Source organism: Mycolicibacterium boenickei (assembly GCF_010731295.1).
GTDB lineage: Bacteria > Actinomycetota > Actinomycetes > Mycobacteriales > Mycobacteriaceae > Mycobacterium > Mycobacterium boenickei.
This window is the reverse complement of record NZ_AP022579.1, coordinates 907,718-924,695: the sequence shown is the minus strand read 5'-3', so window position 1 is coordinate 924,695 and position 16,978 is coordinate 907,718. Positions and strand designations below refer to the sequence as shown.

Below are 16,978 nucleotides of genomic sequence, written 5' to 3'. Positions count from 1 at the left end.
GCCGCACCTCTTCTGCACCCGTTCTCGCAAGAGAAACCTGCCTTTGACGTTCGGCCACACTCGCTCGGCTATCTGCCCCGGCCCGTCAGCACACCGCCTGCAGCACGCCCACCAGAGGTGCAATCTCATGACTCAAACCGCGATTCCCGTCACTCCATCGACCATTCCGCGCTACCGCCATTGGCGTATCCAGATCTTCGCCGTCACCTGGATCGCCTATGCCGGTTTCTATTTCACGCGCCAGGCCTTCTCCGTGGCCAAGCTCGGCATCCTCGAAGACCCCATCCTGAGCACTCGCCTGACCAAGAGCGTGATGGCCAACCTCGACGCCGCTTACCTCGCGGCCTATGCGGTGGGCCAGTTCGTCTGGGGCCAGGTGTCCGACCGTTTCGGTCCCCGGGTGGTGATCCTCGGCGGCCTGGCGATATCGGCGATCGCCACCGTGTTCATGGGGCTGCTGCCGGCGCTGGTGTTCCTGCTGCCGCTGATGATCGTGCAGGGCCTGGCCCAGTCCACCGGCTGGTCTCCGACGCTGAGCAACATGGCCCAGTTCTTCTCCATCGGAGAGCGGGGCCGCGTCCTCGGATTGTGGAGCACCAACTACGCATTCGGCGGTCTGGTGGCCGCACCGATCCTCGGCTGGGCCGCCTACGACGTGTTCGGCTCGTGGCGGGCCGCGTTCTTCAGCGGTGCGGCCGTCGTGGCCGCGGTGTTCGTGCTCGTGCTGCTGTTCCAGCGCAACCGGCCGCAGGACGTCGGGTTGCCGCCGATCGAGGAGTACCGGGCAGAGCAGGACGGGAAGGAGGGAGTACAGCTCGACGACTCGCCCGAGGCCGAGGCAGTCGCCGAACCCACCCCGTCGTGGCGGGAATCGCTGAAGGTGGTGCTCAGCGACCGCATGGTGAGAACCCTTGGTGCGTCGTACTTCCTGCTCAAGCCGGCCCGCTACGCGATCCTGCTGTGGGGCCCGGTGATCGTGGCCGAGCGCCTGGTGGACGGTGACAAGTTCCAGGCCGTGGCCATCCCGGTGGCATTCGGCATCGCTGGTGTCGTCGCCCCGATCCTGCTCGGACGGATCTCCGATCGGGTGTTCAGTGCGCGCCGGGTGCCCGCATGCGTGATCAGTCTCGGAATCCTGGTGGCGGTGCTGGCGCTGTTCGGACCGCTCACCGCGACGGGCAATCCGTGGATCATGGTGGCCGTGCTCGGCCTGATCGGACTGAGCGTGTATGGCGCCGACGCGATGATCTCCTGTGTCGCCGCGGTGGACTTCGGTACTTCCAAACACGCCGGCACCGCGGCCGGCTTGATCAACTGCTGTGGCTCGGTCGGTGCGATCCTCGGCGGGCTGTTGCCCGGCTACCTGAGCACGACGACGCTGTTCTACGGATTCGCCGCGGCCGCACTGATCTCCATGCTGCTGCTGATCCCGCACTGGAACCGCATGCCTGCCGCTGACTAATTCCCGCGAGCAGTCCCGCGAGCAGTCGTGAAAACCCCCTTTTTCACCCGGAAAAGGGGGTTTTCACGTCTGCTCGGCAGAGGAAAACTTGGTGCGCGCGTTGACGATGCTGAACGTGACCACGTCGGGCCGGTAGCGGTCGTCGGCGCACTCGAACACCACGCCGTGCTGATCGCGCGAGACGCGTCGCTCCCGCAGCAGCGGGCTGCCCGGTGCGATCCCGAGATTTGCGGCGTCGTCCGGTCCGGCGGCCACCGCGTCGAGCACATGCTCCATCGAGTCGAAGTACACGCCGCGGCTGGCCAGATAGTCGGTCATCGAGCCCGAGTCGGTGTCGAACTCGAACAGCAGGGAACCCACGGATTCGATGAACGTGCTGCGCTCGATCATCGCAGGCTCACCGTCGAGCAGTCGTACGCGCAGCACCTCGACCACGAAGTCGTCGGCCGTCAAACCCAGTGTCTCGATGGCGGTTTCGGATGCGCGGCGGCGGGCCACCTCGATCGTGCGGTTACCCGCGGTGCGGCCGACGCGTTCGGCCCACTGGGTGAACGGGGTGAACGTGTCCAGTGTCTGCGTGGCGTCATGACTGCGGACCACCGCGGGCTTGCCGCGCGACACCCGGATCAGGCCCTCGTTCTTCAGCGTGGCCAGGGCCTGGCGGACCGGACCGCGGGACACGTCGAACTCCGTGCACAGCGCACTCTCGGTGGGCAGCGGCTGGCCGATGGCGTAATCGCCGCGGGTGATGCGCTGACGCAGTTCGGCGGCGACGTGCTCGTGGCGCGAACGGGCCTCCGCCATCCGCATCACCTTCCGGTCAGGTTGTCATGACAAGTTTGCTACCTGGGCTACATTACCGTGCTGCGTTCAGGGCAGGCCGCCATCTACCCGCAGGATCGAGCCGGTGCTGAAGCTGGAGGCATCGGACATCAGAAACAGTGCGGCGCCGACGATCTCGGGTGGGTTGCCGGCCCGTCGCAGGGCGAGGTGGCCGAACGGGTCGCCTGCCATGTCCCAGGCCTTGCTGACATCGGTGAGGAAAGGCCCGGCCATCAGGGTGTTGACCCGCACGGTCGGGCCGAACGCCTTGGCCAGCCCTTCGGTCATGGCGTTCAGCCCGGCCTTGGCCGCGGCGTAGGGGAGCATGTACTGGTCGGGGCGCAGCGATCCGGAAGAGCTGACATTGACGATCGCGCCGCCCCCGGCGGCCACCATCCGCTCGCCGAGCACGGCCGAAAGCCGGAACGGCCCTTTGAGATTCAGGTTGAACACCGAGTCGAAGAGTTTCTCGGTGACCGAGCCGAGCGATTCGTACAGCGGCGACATACCGGCGTTGTTGACCAACACGTCCACCTTGCCGAACCGCTCGTACACCGCGTCCACCAGACCGTCGAGCTGATCCCACCGGCCCACGTGCACCTGATAGGGCAGGGCGGCGCGACCGGTGGCCGCGGTGATCTCCTCGGCCGCGGCCACACAGGAGTCCAGGTTGCGGCTGGCGATCACCACGTCGGCGCCGCAGCGCGCGGCTCCCATCGCGATCTCGTGGCCCAGTCCGCGGCTGCCGCCGGTGACCAGCACCACCCGGTCGGTGAGGTCGAACAACTCGTCGGCATATCCCATGTGATGACCCTCTCCGGCCGTCTCGCACCGCGGCCCTATGGTGGCACGGTGCAACTGCTTCTGGTCCGACATGCTTTACCGCTGCGCAGCGAGCCCGGTCAAGGGTCCGATCCCGACCTGTCCGAGGAAGGCATCGCCCAGGCGGAGCGGCTGCCTGCCGCTCTGGCCCGGTTCCCCGTCAGCCGGCTGGTCAGCAGCCCGCAGCGGCGGGCGATCCAGACCGCCGGACCGCTCGCCAAGGAGCTGGGGCTGCAGGTCGAGGTCGACGACCGGCTCGCCGAGTACGACCGCGACATGTCGCACTACGTGCCGATCGAGGAGATCGCCAAGGAGAACCCCGAGGAGCTGGCCCGGCTGGTGAGCGGTCATCTGCCCAGCAGCGTCGACGAGAACGCGTTCATGGCGCGGATCAACGCCGCGGTCGAGGACCTGGTGGCGGCCGGTGACCATGACGGCACGGTCGCGGTGTTCAGCCACGGCGGCGTGATCAACGTGCTGCTGCACAAGATCCTGGGCACCGAACGGCTGCTGTCCTTCCACGTCGACTACGCCTCGGTCACCCGGCTGCTGTCGTCGCGCTCGGGCAAGCTCGCCGTCGCCTCGGTCAACGGCACCGAGCACGTATGGGACCTGCTGCCGCGAAACGTGCGGTGGTAAACAATGACGGTGACCAATCTGGAAGGCCTCGACCTCGCCGCGCTCGACCGGCACCTGCGGTCCGAGGGCGTGCCCCGCAGCGGTGAGCTCCGTGCCGAACTGATCGCCGGTGGCCGCTCCAATCTGACCTTCCGGGTGTATGACGACGCGTCGGCGTGGGTGCTGCGCCGCCCACCGCTGCACGGTCTGACCCCGTCGGCGCACGACATGGCCCGCGAGTACAAGGTGGTGGCAGCACTGGCCGGCACCGCGGTGCCCGTCGCCCGCGCGGTGACGATGAGCAACGACGCCTCGGTGCTGGGTGCGCCGTTCCAGATGGTCGAGAACGTGGACGGACAGGTGGTCCGCAGCGCCGACGAACTTGCCGCGATGGGCGACGATCAGGTGATCAGCGACAGTGTTGATGCCCTGATCCGGGTGCTGGCCGATCTGCACGCGGTGGACTACGAAGCCGTCGGTCTGGGCGACTTCGGCAAGCCCGCCGGGTATCTGGAACGTCAGGTGCGTCGCTGGGGTTCGCAGTGGGATCTGGTCCGGCTGCCGGATGATCCCCGCGACGACGACGTCAAGCGCCTGCACCAGGCACTCGCCGATTCGGTTCCGGCGCAGAGCCGCAACTCGATCGTGCACGGCGACTACCGCATCGACAACACCATCCTCGACGCGCAGGACCCGACGAAGGTGCTCGCGGTGCTGGACTGGGAGCTCTCCACGCTGGGCGATCCGCTGAGCGACGCGGCACTGATGTGCGTGTACCGCGACCCGATGTTCAACCTGATCCTGAGCATGGAAGCGGCCTGGAGCTCACCGCAGATGCCGTCGGCCGACGATCTGGCCAACCGCTATTCGGTGCAGTCCGGCCAGGAACTCGCGCACTGGGACTTCTACATGGCGCTCGCCTACTTCAAGGCGGCCATCATTGCCGCGGGTATCGATTTCCGGGCCCGCCAGGGTTCCGAGGCGCCGGGCAGCACCAGCGTCGGCGCGGCGGTGGCCCCGGCGATCGCCTCGGGTTTGCGCGCCCTGGGCTGACGGGTCAGCTGCGTTGCGCGGCCTTGAAGTTCTTCTTTGCCGCGCGGCGCAACTGGAAGATCCGGGCCGATCCGGCGGCGACGGTCAGCAGTCCGCCCGCCACCGCGGCGCCCAGGATGGCCACGCCCGTGGGCAATGACCAGTGCCAGGCCAGGAAGGTCAGCGGGACGGGTTCGGTGTTCTGTGCGATGAAGATCAGCAGCACGATGAGCACCAGGAAGCCCAGGATCAGTGCTGACCACAGCGCCCCGGCGCGGGTGAGCTTGGGTTCGGTGGCCTTACCCGGCTTGGCGCCGGACTTGTCCGCCTTGGCGGGAGCCTTGCCGGCATCGGGGACATTGCCTGGGTCGGGCGACGGTGTCACCGGCACATTCGGCGTCGGCTCAGGCAAATCGGGCGATGCAGACGGATCGCTGGTCATACCGACATCTTTGCCCGTCGCGGCCGCAATGCAAACCACCATGAGGTAAAGCGCGGCGGCATGTCGGGTGTGCCGTTAGGGTCGTCAGAGGCTGATCGCCCAGCCGCCGTCGCCGAAAGGATGCGCCTGTGCAGCGCAAAACCCTGGCAATCGCGATGACCCTGCTCGCCCTGATCGTGCCGCTGGCGGTGGCCTGCGGAAGCTCCAATCCACTGGGCGGTGGACCCATCTCGGGTGACCTGAAATCCATCACGGTCGGGTCCGCTGACTTCCCGGAGTCCAAGATCATCGCCGAGATCTATGCCCAGGCCCTGGAGGCCAATGGCTTTCAGATTCGCAGGCAGTTCGGCATCGGCAGCCGTGAGACGTATGTGCCTGCGGTGCAGGATCACTCGATCGACCTGATCCCCGAGTACACCGGGAATCTGCTGCAGTACTTCGACGCGGAGGCGACGGCTACGACCTCTGATGAGGTGTTGATCGCCCTGTTCAAGGCCTTGCCCGGCGATCTGTCGATCCTGTATCCGTCACCGGCCGAGGACAAGGACACCCTCGCGGTCACCGCCGAGACCGCCAAGCGCTGGAACTTGAAGACGGTCGCCGATCTGGCCGCGCATTCGGCTGAGGTGAAAGTCGGTGCACCGTCGGAATTTCAGACCCGTCAGACGGGGCTGGTCGGCCTGAAGTCCCGGTACGGGCTGGACATCGCACCGGTCAATTTCGTCGCGATCAGTGACGGCGGCGGGCCGGCCACCGTGCAGGCATTGAACAGCGGCGCCGTCACGGCCGCGAACATCTTCAGCACCTCACCGGCGATCGAGCAGCACAACCTGGTGCCGCTCGAGGATCCCAAGAACGTCTTCCTCGCGGCCAATGTCGTTCCGCTGGTGGCCTCGCAGAAGATGTCGAATGACCTCAAGACGGTGCTCGACGCGGTGTCGGCCAAGCTCACCACCGAGGCGCTGATCGAGCTGAACACCGCGGTGGAGGGCAATGCCGGCGTCGACCCCGACGAGGCGGCCGAAAAGTGGATCAGGGACAACGGATTCGACAAACCGGTGGTTAAGTGATGAGCGCTCGAGCGAAGAGCAGAGGGTCCCGATGATCACCTTCGAGAACGTCACCAAGCGGTACCCGGATGGCACGGTCGCCGTCGACAACCTCAACCTGGAAGTGCCGCAGGGCACCTTGACGGTGTTCGTCGGGCCGTCGGGCTGCGGCAAGACCACCTCGATGCGAATGATCAACCGGATGATCGACCCCACCTCGGGCACCCTCGTGGTCAACGGGGAGGACATCAGCACGGTCGACCCGGTGAAGCTGCGGCTGGGCATCGGCTACGTCATCCAAAGCGCTGGGCTGATGCCGCATCTTCGGGTGGTCGACAACGTGGCGACGGTGCCCGTGTTGCGGGGTGAATCCCGGCGCAGCGCCCGCAAGGCCGCGATCGGCGTGATGGAACGGGTGGGGCTCGACCCGAAGCTGGCCGACCGGTATCCGGCGCAGCTGTCCGGCGGGCAGCAGCAGCGGGTCGGGGTGGCCCGCGCGCTGGCGGCGGATCCGCCGATCCTGTTGATGGACGAGCCGTTCAGCGCAGTGGACCCGGTGGTCCGGGAGGACCTGCAGGCCGAAATCCTGCGACTGCAAAGCGAATTGCGCAAGACCATCGTGTTCGTCACGCATGACATCGACGAGGCGGTGAAGCTCGGCGACAAGGTCGCGGTGTTCGGCCGCGGCGGGGCCCTGCTGCAATATGCCGATCCCGCCTTCGTCCTGTCGAACCCGGCCAACGAACTCGTGTCCGGATTTGTCGGTGCCGACCGGGGTTACCGCGGGCTGCAGTTCTTTCACGCCACTGGGCTGCAGTTGCACGAGATCAAACATGTCGACGAGGAGGACATCGACGCGCTGGACCTGAGCCCGGGGGAATGGCGGCTGGTCATCAAAGCCGGCTTGCCGTTCGCGTGGATCAATGCCGCGGGGGTCGAGGTGCATCGGAAGGGCAACGCGCTCTACGACAGCACCATCGGCGGTGGATCGTTCTTTCCGCCCGACGGCAATCTGCGGCAGGCGCTGGACTCCGCGCTGTCCTCGCCGAGCGGGCTCGGTGTGGCGGTCGACGCGGACGGGAAGCTGCTCGGCGGTGTGCGTGCCGACGATGTGCTCGAGGCGCTCAAGGAGCAGCGCCGCGTCCCGGAGCTGGGTTAGCCCATGCGATATCTGCTGAACCATCTCGACGACCTGTGGGTGCTGACCGTCGTGCACCTGCGGTTGTCGTTGGTGCCGATCGTGCTGGGGCTGCTGATCGCCGTCCCGCTGGGAGCGGCGGTTCAGCGCACCGCCGCGCTGCGACGGATCACGACCCTCACGGCGAGCATCATTTTCACCATCCCGTCGCTGGCCTTGTTCGTGGTGCTGCCGCTGATCATCCCGACCCGCATCCTGGATGAGGCCAATGTCATTGTGGCGCTCACGCTCTACACCACGGCACTACTGGTGCGGGCGGTGCCCGAGGCGCTCGATGCGGTGCCCGAGCAGGTGCGCGACGCGGCGACGGCGATCGGGTACCGGCCGTGGTTGCGGATGCTCAAGGTGGAACTCCCGCTGGCCATCCCGGTGCTGATCGCCGGGCTGCGGGTGGTCGCGGTCACCAACATCTCGATGGTGTCGGTGGGTTCGGTGATCGGGATCGGCGGCCTGGGCACCTGGTTCACCGAGGGTTACCAGTCGAACAAGAGCGACCAGATCATCGCCGGGATCATCGCGATCTTCGTGCTGGCCGTCGTGATCGACACGCTGATCATGTTGGTGGGCAAGGCCATCACACCCTGGACTCGCGCGTCCGGCACACCTCGGGCAACGCGCGTCAAGGCGGCCGCATGAACTTCCTGCAGCAGGCGCTGGACTTCATCTTCACCGCCGCCAACTGGGCCGGGCCGGCCGGACTGGGCGCCCGCATCGTCGAGCACCTGCAGTACACCGTGGTCGCGGTGGCGGCCTCCGCGATCGTCGCGATCCCGATCGGGCTGCTGATCGGTCATACCGGGCGCGGCACGTTCCTGGTCGTCACCGGTGTCAACGCCCTGCGGGCGCTGCCGACGCTGGGTGTGCTGCTGCTCGGGGTGCTGCTGTGGGGGCTGGGTCTGGTGCCGCCCACGGTGGCGCTGATGCTGCTGGGCATTCCGCCGCTGTTGGCGGGGACCTACGCCGGCATCGCGAACGTGGACCCGGCCATCGTGGACGCGGCCAGGTCGATGGGTATGACCGAGCGCCGGGTGCTGTTCGGTGTCGAGGTGCCCAACGCGCTGCCGCTGATCGTGGGCGGGCTGCGTACCGCGACGCTTCAGATCGTGGCGACGGCGACGGTCGCCGCTTACGCGAGCCTCGGTGGATTGGGCCGGTATCTGATCGACGGCATCAAGGTGCGGCAGTTCCACATCGCGCTGGTGGGCGCGCTCATGGTCACGGCGTTGGCCTTGATTCTCGACGCGGCACTGGCCTTCGCGGTGCGGTTGTCGGTGCCCGGTAGTGGCCGGTTGGGGCCCCGGCGACGGATGCCGCAGCCATTGCTCGACGACGAGGTGGCCCTCGAGTCGCGCCCGGCGGGGAGTTCCGGACTCGACTACGAACGCCGCGCGTCGTCGCATACGGTAGACGGGTGAGCGACGAGAAGGATCGCGCCTGGCCAGCAGTGTTGACCTGGCGGGCGCACGACGAGCCCCGGATGGAATCTGTTCGGGTTCAGCTGTCGGGCAACAGGATCAAGGCCTATGGCCGGATCGTGGCCGCTTCCACCGATTCCCACCCGGCGTTCTCGGCCTCCTATGACCTGGTCACCGACGAGACCGGCGCCACCAAGCGGTTGTCTCTCACCGTCACGCTGGCCGAGCGGGAGCGCCAGCTCTCCATCGCCCGTGACGAGGAGAACATGTGGCTGGTGCAGGATCACACCCAGACCAAGCGGTCGGATTTCGGCGGTGCGCTCGATGTCGATCTCGTGTTCAGCCCGTTCTTCAACGCCCTGCCGATCCGCCGGACGGGTCTGCATCAACGCGCGGAGTCGGTGACGCTGCCGGTGGTCTACGTGCGGTTGCCGGACCTGTCGGTGGAGACCGCGAACATCAGCTACAGCAGTCCCGGGCCCGGAGCCGCGGTGAAACTTCGCTCGCCGGTCGCCGACACCACCATCACGGTGGATCCCGACGGCTTCATCCTGGATTACCCAGGACTGGCAGAGCGGATCTGATCACCCCGCCGGCGCGGCCGGCGGCGGCCAGTTCGGCCCGCCAGTTGTCGGTGCCCACCACCGTCGTCATGATCTCGGGGCGGCTGAAGCTGTCGTAGCGCATCCGGGCGGCGTGGCCCGTCTCGACCAGATCGGCCACCGAACCCGTGTCGGCCAGGGCTTTCTTGGCGCGGGTCAGCAGCTCGATGCTCTGTTCGAGCGCGGGCAGCAGCTGGTCGGCGTTGGCCTCACACATGGCTCGCACCAGGTCCGGTGCGGTCGCCGCGACCCGGGTGCCGTCGCGGAACGACCCGGCCGCCAGGGCGAAGGCCAACGGCACCTCGCCTGCGGTGACGGCCAGTGCTTCGGCGAACAGGTGCGGCAGGTGGGAGATGGCGGCCGCGGCGGCGTCGTGCTCATCGGAGCGGGCCGGCACCACGACCGCATGGCAGTCCAGCGCCAGCTGGGTGACCAGCGACCAGACCTGCGCGTCGACGTGATCGTCCACGCTGACCACCCACGCGGCGCCGGTGAACAGTGCGGCGTCCCCGGCTGACCAGCCAGAATGGGCGGTTCCTGCCATCGGGTGGCCGCCGACGAAGTTCGGTAGCAGGTCGGCTCGTCGCACTTCGTCGAGTACTGCGCCTTTGACGCTGGTCACGTCGGTCAGCGGACACTGCGGCGCGGTCTGCCGGACATGGTCGAGCATCTGCGGCAGGGCAGGCATCGGGACCGCCAGCACGATCAACGCGTTGAGGTCGGCAGCCCGGCGCAGTGCCTCGTCGAGGTTCTCGGTGGCGTCGAACCCGTCGAACTTTGCGGCGGCCACGGCCTCCACCGACCGGTTGTACCCGAAGACCTCGCGGCCGGCTCCGGCGGCGGCCCGCATCAGCGATCCACCGATCAGGCCGAGGCCCACCACGCACACGGGTGTGTTCGTCACGCATCAAGATTGGCATACCGGCTGTGCCGCAGCCGAGGGTGATCCCTGTCGAAATTGCTGGTCGGCGACTACCGTAGGCGGGCATGGAGGCACAGCGTGCGCCGGCAGACCTGCCCGATGGCTTCGGGGTGGCCGTTGTCCGGGAGGACGGCAAGTGGCGGTGCGCCCCCATGCGGTCGTCCTCGTTGAAGAGCTTGACCGCGGCCGAGACAGAGCTTCGCGAGCTGCGCAGCGCCGGAGCGGTCTTCGGGTTGCTCGACGTGGACGACGAATTCTTCGTGATCGTGCGACCGGCTCCGGCCGGAACCCGGCTGCTGTTGTCGGACGCCACGGCCGCCCTGGACTACGACATCGCCGCCGAGGCGCTGGAGAATCTGGACGCTGACCTCGAAGAAGAGGATCTCGAGGATGCGGATCCATTCGAAGAAGGTGATCTCTCGGTGCTGTCGGACATCGGTCTGCACGAGGACGTGCTCGGCGTGATCCTGTCCGAGACCGACCTCTATGCCGATGAGCAGATCGGGCGCATCGCCCGCGAGATGGGTTTCGCCGAGGAGTTGTCGGCGGTGCTCGACCGGCTCGGTCGGTGAGTGCCTCGGACGAAGCCCTGATCCGCGCCGCCTTGGAGGCTGCCCGGACGGCCGGGCCCCGTGATGTGCCGATCGGCGCGGTGGTGTTCGCCGCCGACGGGACCGAGCTGGCCCGGGCCGCCAATGTGCGCGAGGCCACCGGGGACCCCGCCGGGCACGCCGAGATCGTGGCGATGCGCGAGGCTGCGCGGGTGCTCGACGACGGCTGGCGGCTCGAAGGCGCGACGCTGGCCGTGACCGTCGAGCCGTGCACGATGTGTGCCGGTGCGCTGGTGCTGGCCCGGGTGGCCCGGGTGGTGTTCGGGGCGTGGGAACCCAAGACCGGCGCGGTCGGCTCGCTGTGGGATGTCGTCCGTGATCGCCGGCTCAATCACCGGCCCGAGGTGGTCGGCGGCGTGCTGGCCGACGAGTGCGCGGCTCTGCTGGAGGATTTCTTCGCCGCTCAGCGCTGACTGTGCATCAGTGGCGCCGAGTGTGAACTGGTGGCGACTTTCCGGTCGCGATCTCGCCAAGGCCGCACACTCGCCGGGTCGGGTGTGAGCTCAGGCCGCGATTAGGGCTTGCGGCGCTCGCCCGGTAAGCTGCCACACGGTGGCGTGTCCGAGCGGCCTAAGGAGCACGCCTCGAAAGCGTGTGACGGGTAACCCCCGTCCGAGGGTTCAAATCCCTCCGCCACCGCCAACGCCCCCTATCTGTCTGAGCAGGTAGGGGGCATTTTTCATATTCTCGGAATTGGGTATCGGACTGGTTCACCAGCCTGTGATCTTCTCGATTCGTTCCGGTGGATCACCGTCGGGGGGTGGGGTTACCACGTAGCCCATCGCTTCTAGTGCCGCCGCCGCTGTCAAGGGGGAGTCTCGGACGGCTACGCGAGTCTGTATGCGACGCCACTTCGCTCGGCCGTCGCGCACGGTTGCGCGCCAGTTCGGTCCACCCGCAAAACCGCAGTCGGTGATCAAGAACTCGATGATGTCTTCGAGGCACGGTCGGAAACGGTCACCGCCCATCGGCAGGTGCAGCGACTCCATGCTGTGCGGAGTGTCGTGGTTGAGCTTGGACAGGATGTGCGACAAGGCTCCGCGGTGCGCGGTTATCTGCACGTGGGCGCTGGGCCTGTTATTGGACGTCCGGTCGTAGTCCCACCTGATGATTGGTGTGCGATCGACCTTCGCCTTCAGCTCAAACGACGAGTGTTCGACAGCTATCCAGCGGCTAAATGAGTCGACGCACAGTTTGTAGTCGACGCGGAGCTCGGCGAGGCACTCGCCAGGTTCACTGCGTGAGCACAGGTCCACCTTGGTGTTGACCACTGCTCGAAGGCGGGTATCTGCTGACGCGAGTTCGGCGTCGACTTGCGCGCCAGCGCCGTTCTTCAGGGCCGAGACGGCGCTCAAGACGTCATTGGAAAAGCTGGTTACTTGCTCATTGAACTCGACGTGGGACAGCGACATGGCCGCGTGTGCTCTTTACGCGCTCGTCTCCCCGAGTAAGAACGCAATGGAGGACAGCTGCTCCCAAAGGTCGTGCTCGTCGCCGACGAGGGAGTAGTGCAGCGCGCGGTTGCGAAGGTCAGTAAGCGATATGCCGCGCGCCTGAAGGAGTTCCACGATCTGATCGCGGCGCGCACGCAGTTCGTCGTCAGTCAGGGACGCAATCCTGGTCATCACTTCCCCCTGTCTGTCGGTCCCGATATCGCCGACACCGCCAGTGTTTCACCTGGCATATCGCCTGTGCTGTACATTTTCCCGCCTGTCATACGTCCTGATTGTCCAGACAGCACCGACAAGAAACAGCTAGCTTCCTTCCAGACTACTTTGACCTGCGGTTTTCAGGTCCGTCCGTCGGCTGACAACCGCAGCACCGGAATGGTCCTGATCCCGTCGGTGCGCTGCGCGTAGGTGTTCCAGCCCTTGTTCAGCCGGTCGGCGGCCAGCGAGTAGAGCCGGTCGCGGTCGGGCCCGGTGACCTCGTGTGCCACGAACCGCCCACCGTTCGGCCCGATGTGCAGTTCGCAGTCCGGATGCGCCAGCAGGTTGTGATACCAGTTCGGGTGGCGGTCCCGCCCGTAGTTGGAGGCGGTGAGCACGACGGCGTCGCGGTCGGTGAAGTAGGCCAGCGGGGTCTCGTACTGCTTGCCGCTGCGCGCGCCGGTCGAGGTCAGCATGAGTACCGGGATGCTCTGACTCAACCGCGTCCGCCCGCGCGTTGCCTTCATGACCGGACCTTCCAGCGGCGCGACCCGTCGCTGCCAGAATCTCGCGGCCCGTTCGGTGGTGAACAGCTTGCCGCCGATCAACCAGGACAGTTCGCGTTTCCACAACGGCCGCGCTTGCAGGTCGACGCGGGGAATGCCGTTGAGCGAGCCGGTCATGACCAGTGCCTATATGCGTGCCCACGGTGCGAAGGCGTTGCGCTGCCCGCGCAGTGACGGCTCCAGTTCGGGGTAGTGGCGCAGCAGCACCGAGGTCATGTCGTTGCGGTCGATCCAGTCCATGCCTTCGTGGGTGTAGACGCGCGGCGTGAAGTCCACGGTGTAGAACCGGTCGCTCTTGAGGCGGCGGGTGGCCATCAGCACGAAGATCCGGAATGCGGTGTCGCTGAAGCCGAATCCCTCGGGCAGCTGCTCGCCGAACATTCCGACCGTGGTGTCGACCTTCTCGATGTCGCCGCCGTAGATCTCGGCCATCACGGCCGCGGTCGCGGCGTCGCCGCCGCTGATCTGGTCGAAGCTGGTCACCGGATTCAGTCGCAGGGCCCGGCGGAAGTCGTTGTAGCGCGGGACTCCTCGTTCCCGCGAGCGCAGGATGTCGGTGGCGATCATGTCGAGCGTGTGCTCGTCGGTGCGCTGGAAGCTCCGCATGAAGTTCGGGCTGTTGTGCAGGGTGACGGCGCCGGGATGGGCGACGCCCAGGGAGTACAGGCATTCGGCCACGCCGACGCTCTTGAGGACACCGCGGGAGTTCGCCCCGCCGTGGATCTCGTTGAAGGTCAGGTTGCGAGGCTCGACTCCGGTTGTGAGGCTGAGGAATTCGTAGTCGTCGGGCACCAGCGGGTGCATCCGGTAGACGGTGACGAAGTCCTCGGTGATCGAGTACGGCGCGGTGTGGTGGTCGGTGGTCGAGCCAGGGATGCCGCTGAGCACGTCGCTGGAGCCCAGCCGTCCGAACAACTCCCTGACCCGTTCACCGGCCAGCCCGAACCAGTTGGCCCGCATTCCGATCTGCAGGGTCGGGTGCCCCAGGATCGCCGGGGTCCATTCGATGGTGTGGATCTTGGCGATCAGCGCGGCGTTGATCAGCCGCGCCTTGTTGAACAGCTGCTCGTCGGACCACTGCGGGTAGGCCGCCTTGAGCCGGTCGCAGATCGCGTTGTGCTCGCGCATGAAGATCGTGCCCATCAGCTCCATGCCCAGCCACCACCCGTCGGCGCCACCGGAAGCACCGATGAGGGCCGGGTCGATGTCGATGAACCCGTCGGCGTCGATACGGACCTTGCCGTCGCGGTGGCTGCGGATCGCGTTCTGGAAGTCCTGGTTGCTGCCGTAGATCTGGGAGGCGTCCCACCAGTGGGTCTCGGTGTTGACAAAGGTCGAACCGCCCGGCGCGGCGGTGGGGTCGGCGATTGTGGCGGGGACCTTGATGGTGTCGTCGGGCCATTCGGTATCCCCCTCGGGGAGGGGAATCTCGAGCATCCGGTTGGCGTCGGTGCCGTGGCTGAACCAGTCCCGGGTCTCGAACTGCAACCACGCCCCGGCGAGCACGTTGAGCGTGGTGGCCGGCCGGAATTCCCGGCGCTGCAAGAGTTTGGTGCTGATCAGTCGGGGATTGGGATCCATCAGCTGCGGCAGCGTCTCGGCGCGGCCCTCGGCGAGCGGAACGTTGCGCCCGAACCGGGTGTTGGCCATGCCCATCGAGGGCGCCGAGAGATCGTTGTACGTGCCGTTGGCCGTCCGGTTGGTCAGGTAATCGATCGGGTCAAGCGCGGGCGCCTCCGGTGGGTTGCCCTGGTAGGTGTCGTACAGGTTGTGTTCCCGCAGCGCGTCACGGATCCCGACCAGCACGGAGATACCCAGGATCGGCGGCAGTTTGTCCCAGCCGATCCGCCGGTCGACCAGCTCAGCGGTCTTGAGGAACAACCTCGTGAGAAGCGATGGCATGACGGGATCCTTTCCACGCGATGACGGCGAGAGCGGTGTTGACGGCGGAGATGACAGTGGCCGTCACGCCGTGGCGGCGCGGCAGATCGCCGCGCGCGGTGGTGACGGCGGCCGACACGGTGTCGGTGGCGTGAATCAGGACGGCGAGGTTCTCGGCCCGACGCAGTTCGCCGCCCCGCAGCACGAGCAGGTCCAGTCCGATCAGCACGGTCCTGATGCCGAACATCCGGAACGGATAGCTCGCCGAACGGTCCTGGGAGGTATCGACTCCCAGTCGGGTGAGCAGCCTTTCGGGCGCCACAAGGGCGGTCGCGCCATTGATGATCCGGATCGCCGCGAGAGCGGTGCGTGCTGCCGTCGGGCTCAGCATGCCTCGATCTTGGGTGTTCGCGCGGGCCGGTGCATGAGTAGTCGGCTACTTGTTTTGGCTTGTCTTCGTCGGGGGCTGTCACAACAGCGTTGAATGTGTCCATGGAACTGATGTCGCCGACCGATTCGATGTTTCTGATCGCCGAGACCCGCGAGCACCCATTTCATGTCGGCGGCCTGGCGCTCTATGAACCTCCGGCCGGCGCTGACCGTGACTTCGTGCGCGAGCTGTACGAGGGGATGGTGGCCCAGACCGAGTTCCAGCCCGTGTTCCGCAAGCATCCGGCCACGTTTCTGGGCGGTATCGCCAATGTCGGCTGGACCTATGACAACGACGTCGACCTCGACTATCACCTGCGCCGCTCGGGCCTGCCTTCTCCGGGCCGGGTGCGTGATCTGCTGGAGCTGACCTCGCGCCTGCACGGTGGCCTGCTCGACCGGCACCGCCCGCTGTGGGAGGCCCACCTGATCGAGGGGCTGGCCGACGGCCGGTTCGCGGTCTACACGAAGATGCACCATTCGCTGATCGACGGGGTCTCGGCGCTCAAGCTGTTGATGCGCACGCTGTCGGAAGATCCCGACGACACCGAGGTGCGGGTGCCGTGGGCGGTGCCGCGCCGGAAGCGGCAGCACCAGGGTTCGTCGTTGGTGCGGACGGTCACCGGTGCGGTCGGATCGGTCGCGGGGCTGGCGCCGTCGACGGTGCGGCTGGCTCGCTCGGCGCTGCTGGAGCAACAGCTCACGCTGCCGTTCGCCGCTCCCAAGACGATGTTCAACGTCAAGATCGGCGGTGCCCGTCGCGTCGCGGCGCAGTCCTGGCCGCTCGAGCGGTTCAAGCGGATTTCGAGGGCCGCCGGATCCACGGTCAACGACGTGGTGCTGGCGGTGTGCGCCGGAGCGTTGCGCGCCTATCTATTGGAGCAGGACGCCTTGCCGGATCGCCCGCTGATCGCGATGGTGCCGGTGAGCTTGCGGGCCGAGCACGAGGCCGACGCCGGCGGGAATCTGGTCGGTTCGGTGCTGTGCAATTTGGGCACCGATCTGGAGGACCCCACCGAGCGGCTGAAGGTTGTCGGTGAGTCGATGCGGGGCAACAAAAAGGTGTTCTCCGAGCTGCCGAGGGTTCAGGCCCTGGCGCTGTCGGCGATGATGATCGCCCCGCTCGGCCTGGCCGCCGTGCCGGGCTTCGTCGGGGCCACCTCGCCGCCGTTCAACCTGGTCATCTCCAATGTGCCGGGACCGCGACATCCGTTGTACTGGAAGGGTGCTCGGCTGGACGGCAACTATCCGCTGTCCATCGCGCTGGATGGCCAGGCCATGAACATCACCCTGGCCAACAACGCCGACAACCTGGATTTCGGGCTGGTCGGCTGCCGGCGCAGCGTGCCGCATCTGCAGCGGATGCTCAGCCATCTGGAGGACTCGCTCAAGGCGCTGGAGGTCGCGTCCGGGGTCTGACGCCAAAAGGCGTAATGGGTAGACCAAATAGGGTTCGTC

20 protein-coding genes and 1 tRNA gene are annotated in these 16,978 nt (G+C 66.8%); 12 read left to right on the top strand and 9 right to left on the bottom strand.

Annotated features, from left to right (window positions below; translation table 11 throughout):
* Positions 1–127 precede the first annotated feature (127 nt).
* Positions 128–1,462, top strand: a complete 1,335-nt coding sequence (locus G6N57_RS04170; RefSeq protein ID WP_077740621.1) for an MFS transporter — start codon at positions 128–130, stop codon at positions 1,460–1,462.
* A 63-nt stretch (positions 1,463–1,525) separates the two neighbouring features.
* On the opposite strand, the gene G6N57_RS04165 is transcribed toward G6N57_RS04170, so the two are convergent.
* Together G6N57_RS04165 and G6N57_RS04160 are read right to left on the bottom strand one after the other, a co-directional pair.
* Positions 1,526–2,266, bottom strand: coding sequence for a GntR family transcriptional regulator (locus tag G6N57_RS04165; RefSeq protein WP_077741920.1), 741 nt, complete (start codon positions 2,264–2,266; stop codon positions 1,526–1,528).
* A gap of 66 nt (positions 2,267–2,332) precedes the next feature.
* A complete protein-coding gene (locus tag G6N57_RS04160) occupies positions 2,333–3,088 on the bottom strand; it encodes an SDR family NAD(P)-dependent oxidoreductase (protein ID WP_077740620.1) in 756 nt (251 codons plus the stop codon).
* Between the two features lie 48 nt (positions 3,089–3,136).
* Here G6N57_RS04160 and G6N57_RS04155 point away from each other — a divergent pair, with 48 nt between their 5' ends.
* Entirely contained in the window at positions 3,137–3,745 is a 609-nt protein-coding gene (locus G6N57_RS04155; RefSeq protein ID WP_077741919.1) for a histidine phosphatase family protein, read from the top strand.
* A gap of 3 nt (positions 3,746–3,748) precedes the next feature.
* Entirely contained in the window at positions 3,749–4,777 is a 1,029-nt protein-coding gene (locus G6N57_RS04150; protein ID WP_077740619.1) for a phosphotransferase family protein, read from the top strand.
* Between the two features lie 4 nt (positions 4,778–4,781).
* Here the strand turns inward: G6N57_RS04150 and G6N57_RS04145 are convergent, their stop codons facing one another.
* Positions 4,782–5,198, bottom strand: coding sequence for a LapA family protein (locus G6N57_RS04145; protein WP_077740618.1), 417 nt, complete (start codon positions 5,196–5,198; stop codon positions 4,782–4,784).
* Between the two features lie 155 nt (positions 5,199–5,353).
* Between G6N57_RS04145 and G6N57_RS04140 the strand changes: the two genes are divergently transcribed.
* Genes G6N57_RS04140 through G6N57_RS04120 form a run of 5 tightly spaced genes read left to right on the top strand, consistent with a single transcriptional unit; the run spans position 5,354 to position 9,444 of the window.
* Complete coding sequence (locus tag G6N57_RS04140) at positions 5,354–6,268, top strand: ABC transporter substrate-binding protein (RefSeq protein ID WP_077741918.1); 915 nt, start codon at positions 5,354–5,356, stop codon at positions 6,266–6,268.
* 31 nt (positions 6,269–6,299) lie between these two features.
* Complete coding sequence (locus tag G6N57_RS04135; protein ID WP_077740617.1) at positions 6,300–7,406, top strand: ABC transporter ATP-binding protein; 1,107 nt, start codon at positions 6,300–6,302, stop codon at positions 7,404–7,406.
* A 3-nt stretch (positions 7,407–7,409) separates the two neighbouring features.
* Positions 7,410–8,081: an ABC transporter permease gene (locus G6N57_RS04130; RefSeq protein ID WP_077740616.1), complete on the top strand. Its 672-nt coding sequence runs from the start codon at positions 7,410–7,412 to the stop codon at positions 8,079–8,081.
* Positions 8,078–8,860, top strand: a complete 783-nt coding sequence (locus G6N57_RS04125; protein ID WP_077740615.1) for an ABC transporter permease — start codon at positions 8,078–8,080, stop codon at positions 8,858–8,860. The genes G6N57_RS04130 and G6N57_RS04125 overlap by 4 nt, the downstream gene beginning before the upstream one ends.
* Entirely contained in the window at positions 8,857–9,444 is a 588-nt protein-coding gene (locus G6N57_RS04120) for a putative glycolipid-binding domain-containing protein (RefSeq protein ID WP_077740614.1), read from the top strand. The genes G6N57_RS04125 and G6N57_RS04120 overlap by 4 nt, the downstream gene beginning before the upstream one ends.
* Here G6N57_RS04120 and G6N57_RS04115 read toward each other — a convergent pair.
* On the bottom strand, positions 9,407–10,351 hold the full coding sequence (locus tag G6N57_RS04115) for a prephenate dehydrogenase (RefSeq protein WP_077740613.1): 945 nt from the start codon (positions 10,349–10,351) through the stop codon (positions 9,407–9,409). The genes G6N57_RS04120 and G6N57_RS04115 overlap by 38 nt on opposite strands.
* A gap of 98 nt (positions 10,352–10,449) precedes the next feature.
* Here G6N57_RS04115 and G6N57_RS04110 point away from each other — a divergent pair, with 98 nt between their 5' ends.
* The 3 genes from G6N57_RS04110 (at position 10,450) to G6N57_RS04100 (ending at position 11,637) form a co-directional block, all read left to right on the top strand.
* A complete protein-coding gene (locus G6N57_RS04110; protein WP_075922393.1) occupies positions 10,450–10,956 on the top strand; it encodes a tRNA adenosine deaminase-associated protein in 507 nt (168 codons plus the stop codon).
* Positions 10,953–11,408: a nucleoside deaminase gene (locus tag G6N57_RS04105; protein ID WP_077740612.1), complete on the top strand. Its 456-nt coding sequence runs from the start codon at positions 10,953–10,955 to the stop codon at positions 11,406–11,408. The genes G6N57_RS04110 and G6N57_RS04105 overlap by 4 nt, the downstream gene beginning before the upstream one ends.
* Positions 11,409–11,546: 138 nt before the next feature.
* Positions 11,547–11,637 (top strand) — tRNA-Ser (locus G6N57_RS04100).
* A 68-nt stretch (positions 11,638–11,705) separates the two neighbouring features.
* Here the strand turns inward: G6N57_RS04100 and G6N57_RS04095 are convergent.
* The 5 genes from G6N57_RS04095 to G6N57_RS04075 form a co-directional block, all read right to left on the bottom strand.
* Positions 11,706–12,407 carry a hypothetical protein gene (locus tag G6N57_RS04095; protein WP_234815834.1) on the bottom strand — a complete coding sequence of 234 codons (702 nt, stop codon included), beginning with the start codon at positions 12,405–12,407 and terminating at the stop codon, positions 11,706–11,708.
* A 15-nt stretch (positions 12,408–12,422) separates the two neighbouring features.
* Positions 12,423–12,620: a hypothetical protein gene (locus G6N57_RS04090; protein ID WP_077740611.1), complete on the bottom strand. Its 198-nt coding sequence runs from the start codon at positions 12,618–12,620 to the stop codon at positions 12,423–12,425.
* A 164-nt stretch (positions 12,621–12,784) separates the two neighbouring features.
* Complete coding sequence (locus G6N57_RS04085) at positions 12,785–13,327, bottom strand: nitroreductase family deazaflavin-dependent oxidoreductase (RefSeq protein ID WP_077740610.1); 543 nt, start codon at positions 13,325–13,327, stop codon at positions 12,785–12,787.
* Positions 13,328–13,336: 9 nt separating this feature from the next.
* On the bottom strand, positions 13,337–15,112 hold the full coding sequence (locus G6N57_RS04080; protein WP_077740609.1) for a peroxidase family protein: 1,776 nt from the start codon (positions 15,110–15,112) through the stop codon (positions 13,337–13,339).
* Positions 15,072–15,482: a hypothetical protein gene (locus G6N57_RS04075; protein ID WP_077740608.1), complete on the bottom strand. Its 411-nt coding sequence runs from the start codon at positions 15,480–15,482 to the stop codon at positions 15,072–15,074. The genes G6N57_RS04080 and G6N57_RS04075 overlap by 41 nt, the downstream gene beginning before the upstream one ends.
* Positions 15,483–15,583: 101 nt before the next feature.
* Here G6N57_RS04075 and G6N57_RS04070 point away from each other — a divergent pair, with 101 nt between their 5' ends.
* Positions 15,584–16,939, top strand: coding sequence for a WS/DGAT/MGAT family O-acyltransferase (locus G6N57_RS04070; RefSeq protein ID WP_077740607.1), 1,356 nt, complete (start codon positions 15,584–15,586; stop codon positions 16,937–16,939).
* The last annotated feature ends 39 nt before the right edge of the window (positions 16,940–16,978 follow it).

Excerpts from the sequence above, each read along its gene's own strand:
- G6N57_RS04160 (WP_077740620.1), bottom strand. The coding sequence starts at position 3,088 with ATGGGATATGCCGACGAGTTGTTCGACCTCACCGACCGGGTGGTGCTG.
- G6N57_RS04140 (WP_077741918.1), top strand. The coding sequence starts at position 5,354 with ATGACCCTGCTCGCCCTGATCGTGCCGCTGGCGGTGGCCTGCGGAAGC.
- G6N57_RS04085 (WP_077740610.1), bottom strand. The coding sequence starts at position 13,327 with ATGACCGGCTCGCTCAACGGCATTCCCCGCGTCGACCTGCAAGCGCGG.
- G6N57_RS04075 (WP_077740608.1), bottom strand. The coding sequence starts at position 15,482 with ATGCTGAGCCCGACGGCAGCACGCACCGCTCTCGCGGCGATCCGGATC.
- G6N57_RS04110 (WP_075922393.1), top strand. The coding sequence starts at position 10,450 with ATGGAGGCACAGCGTGCGCCGGCAGACCTGCCCGATGGCTTCGGGGTG.
- G6N57_RS04135 (WP_077740617.1), top strand. The coding sequence starts at position 6,300 with ATGATCACCTTCGAGAACGTCACCAAGCGGTACCCGGATGGCACGGTC.
- G6N57_RS04080 (WP_077740609.1), bottom strand. The coding sequence starts at position 15,112 with ATGCCATCGCTTCTCACGAGGTTGTTCCTCAAGACCGCTGAGCTGGTC.
- G6N57_RS04095 (WP_234815834.1), bottom strand. The coding sequence starts at position 12,407 with ATGTCGCTGTCCCACGTCGAGTTCAATGAGCAAGTAACCAGCTTTTCC.
- G6N57_RS04070 (WP_077740607.1), top strand. The coding sequence starts at position 15,584 with ATGGAACTGATGTCGCCGACCGATTCGATGTTTCTGATCGCCGAGACC.
- G6N57_RS04130 (WP_077740616.1), top strand. The coding sequence starts at position 7,410 with ATGCGATATCTGCTGAACCATCTCGACGACCTGTGGGTGCTGACCGTC.
- G6N57_RS04165 (WP_077741920.1), bottom strand. The coding sequence starts at position 2,266 with ATGGCGGAGGCCCGTTCGCGCCACGAGCACGTCGCCGCCGAACTGCGT.
- G6N57_RS04090 (WP_077740611.1), bottom strand. The coding sequence starts at position 12,620 with ATGACCAGGATTGCGTCCCTGACTGACGACGAACTGCGTGCGCGCCGC.
- G6N57_RS04170 (WP_077740621.1), top strand. The coding sequence starts at position 128 with ATGACTCAAACCGCGATTCCCGTCACTCCATCGACCATTCCGCGCTAC.
- G6N57_RS04145 (WP_077740618.1), bottom strand. The coding sequence starts at position 5,198 with ATGACCAGCGATCCGTCTGCATCGCCCGATTTGCCTGAGCCGACGCCG.
- G6N57_RS04125 (WP_077740615.1), top strand. The coding sequence starts at position 8,078 with ATGAACTTCCTGCAGCAGGCGCTGGACTTCATCTTCACCGCCGCCAAC.
- G6N57_RS04150 (WP_077740619.1), top strand. The coding sequence starts at position 3,749 with ATGACGGTGACCAATCTGGAAGGCCTCGACCTCGCCGCGCTCGACCGG.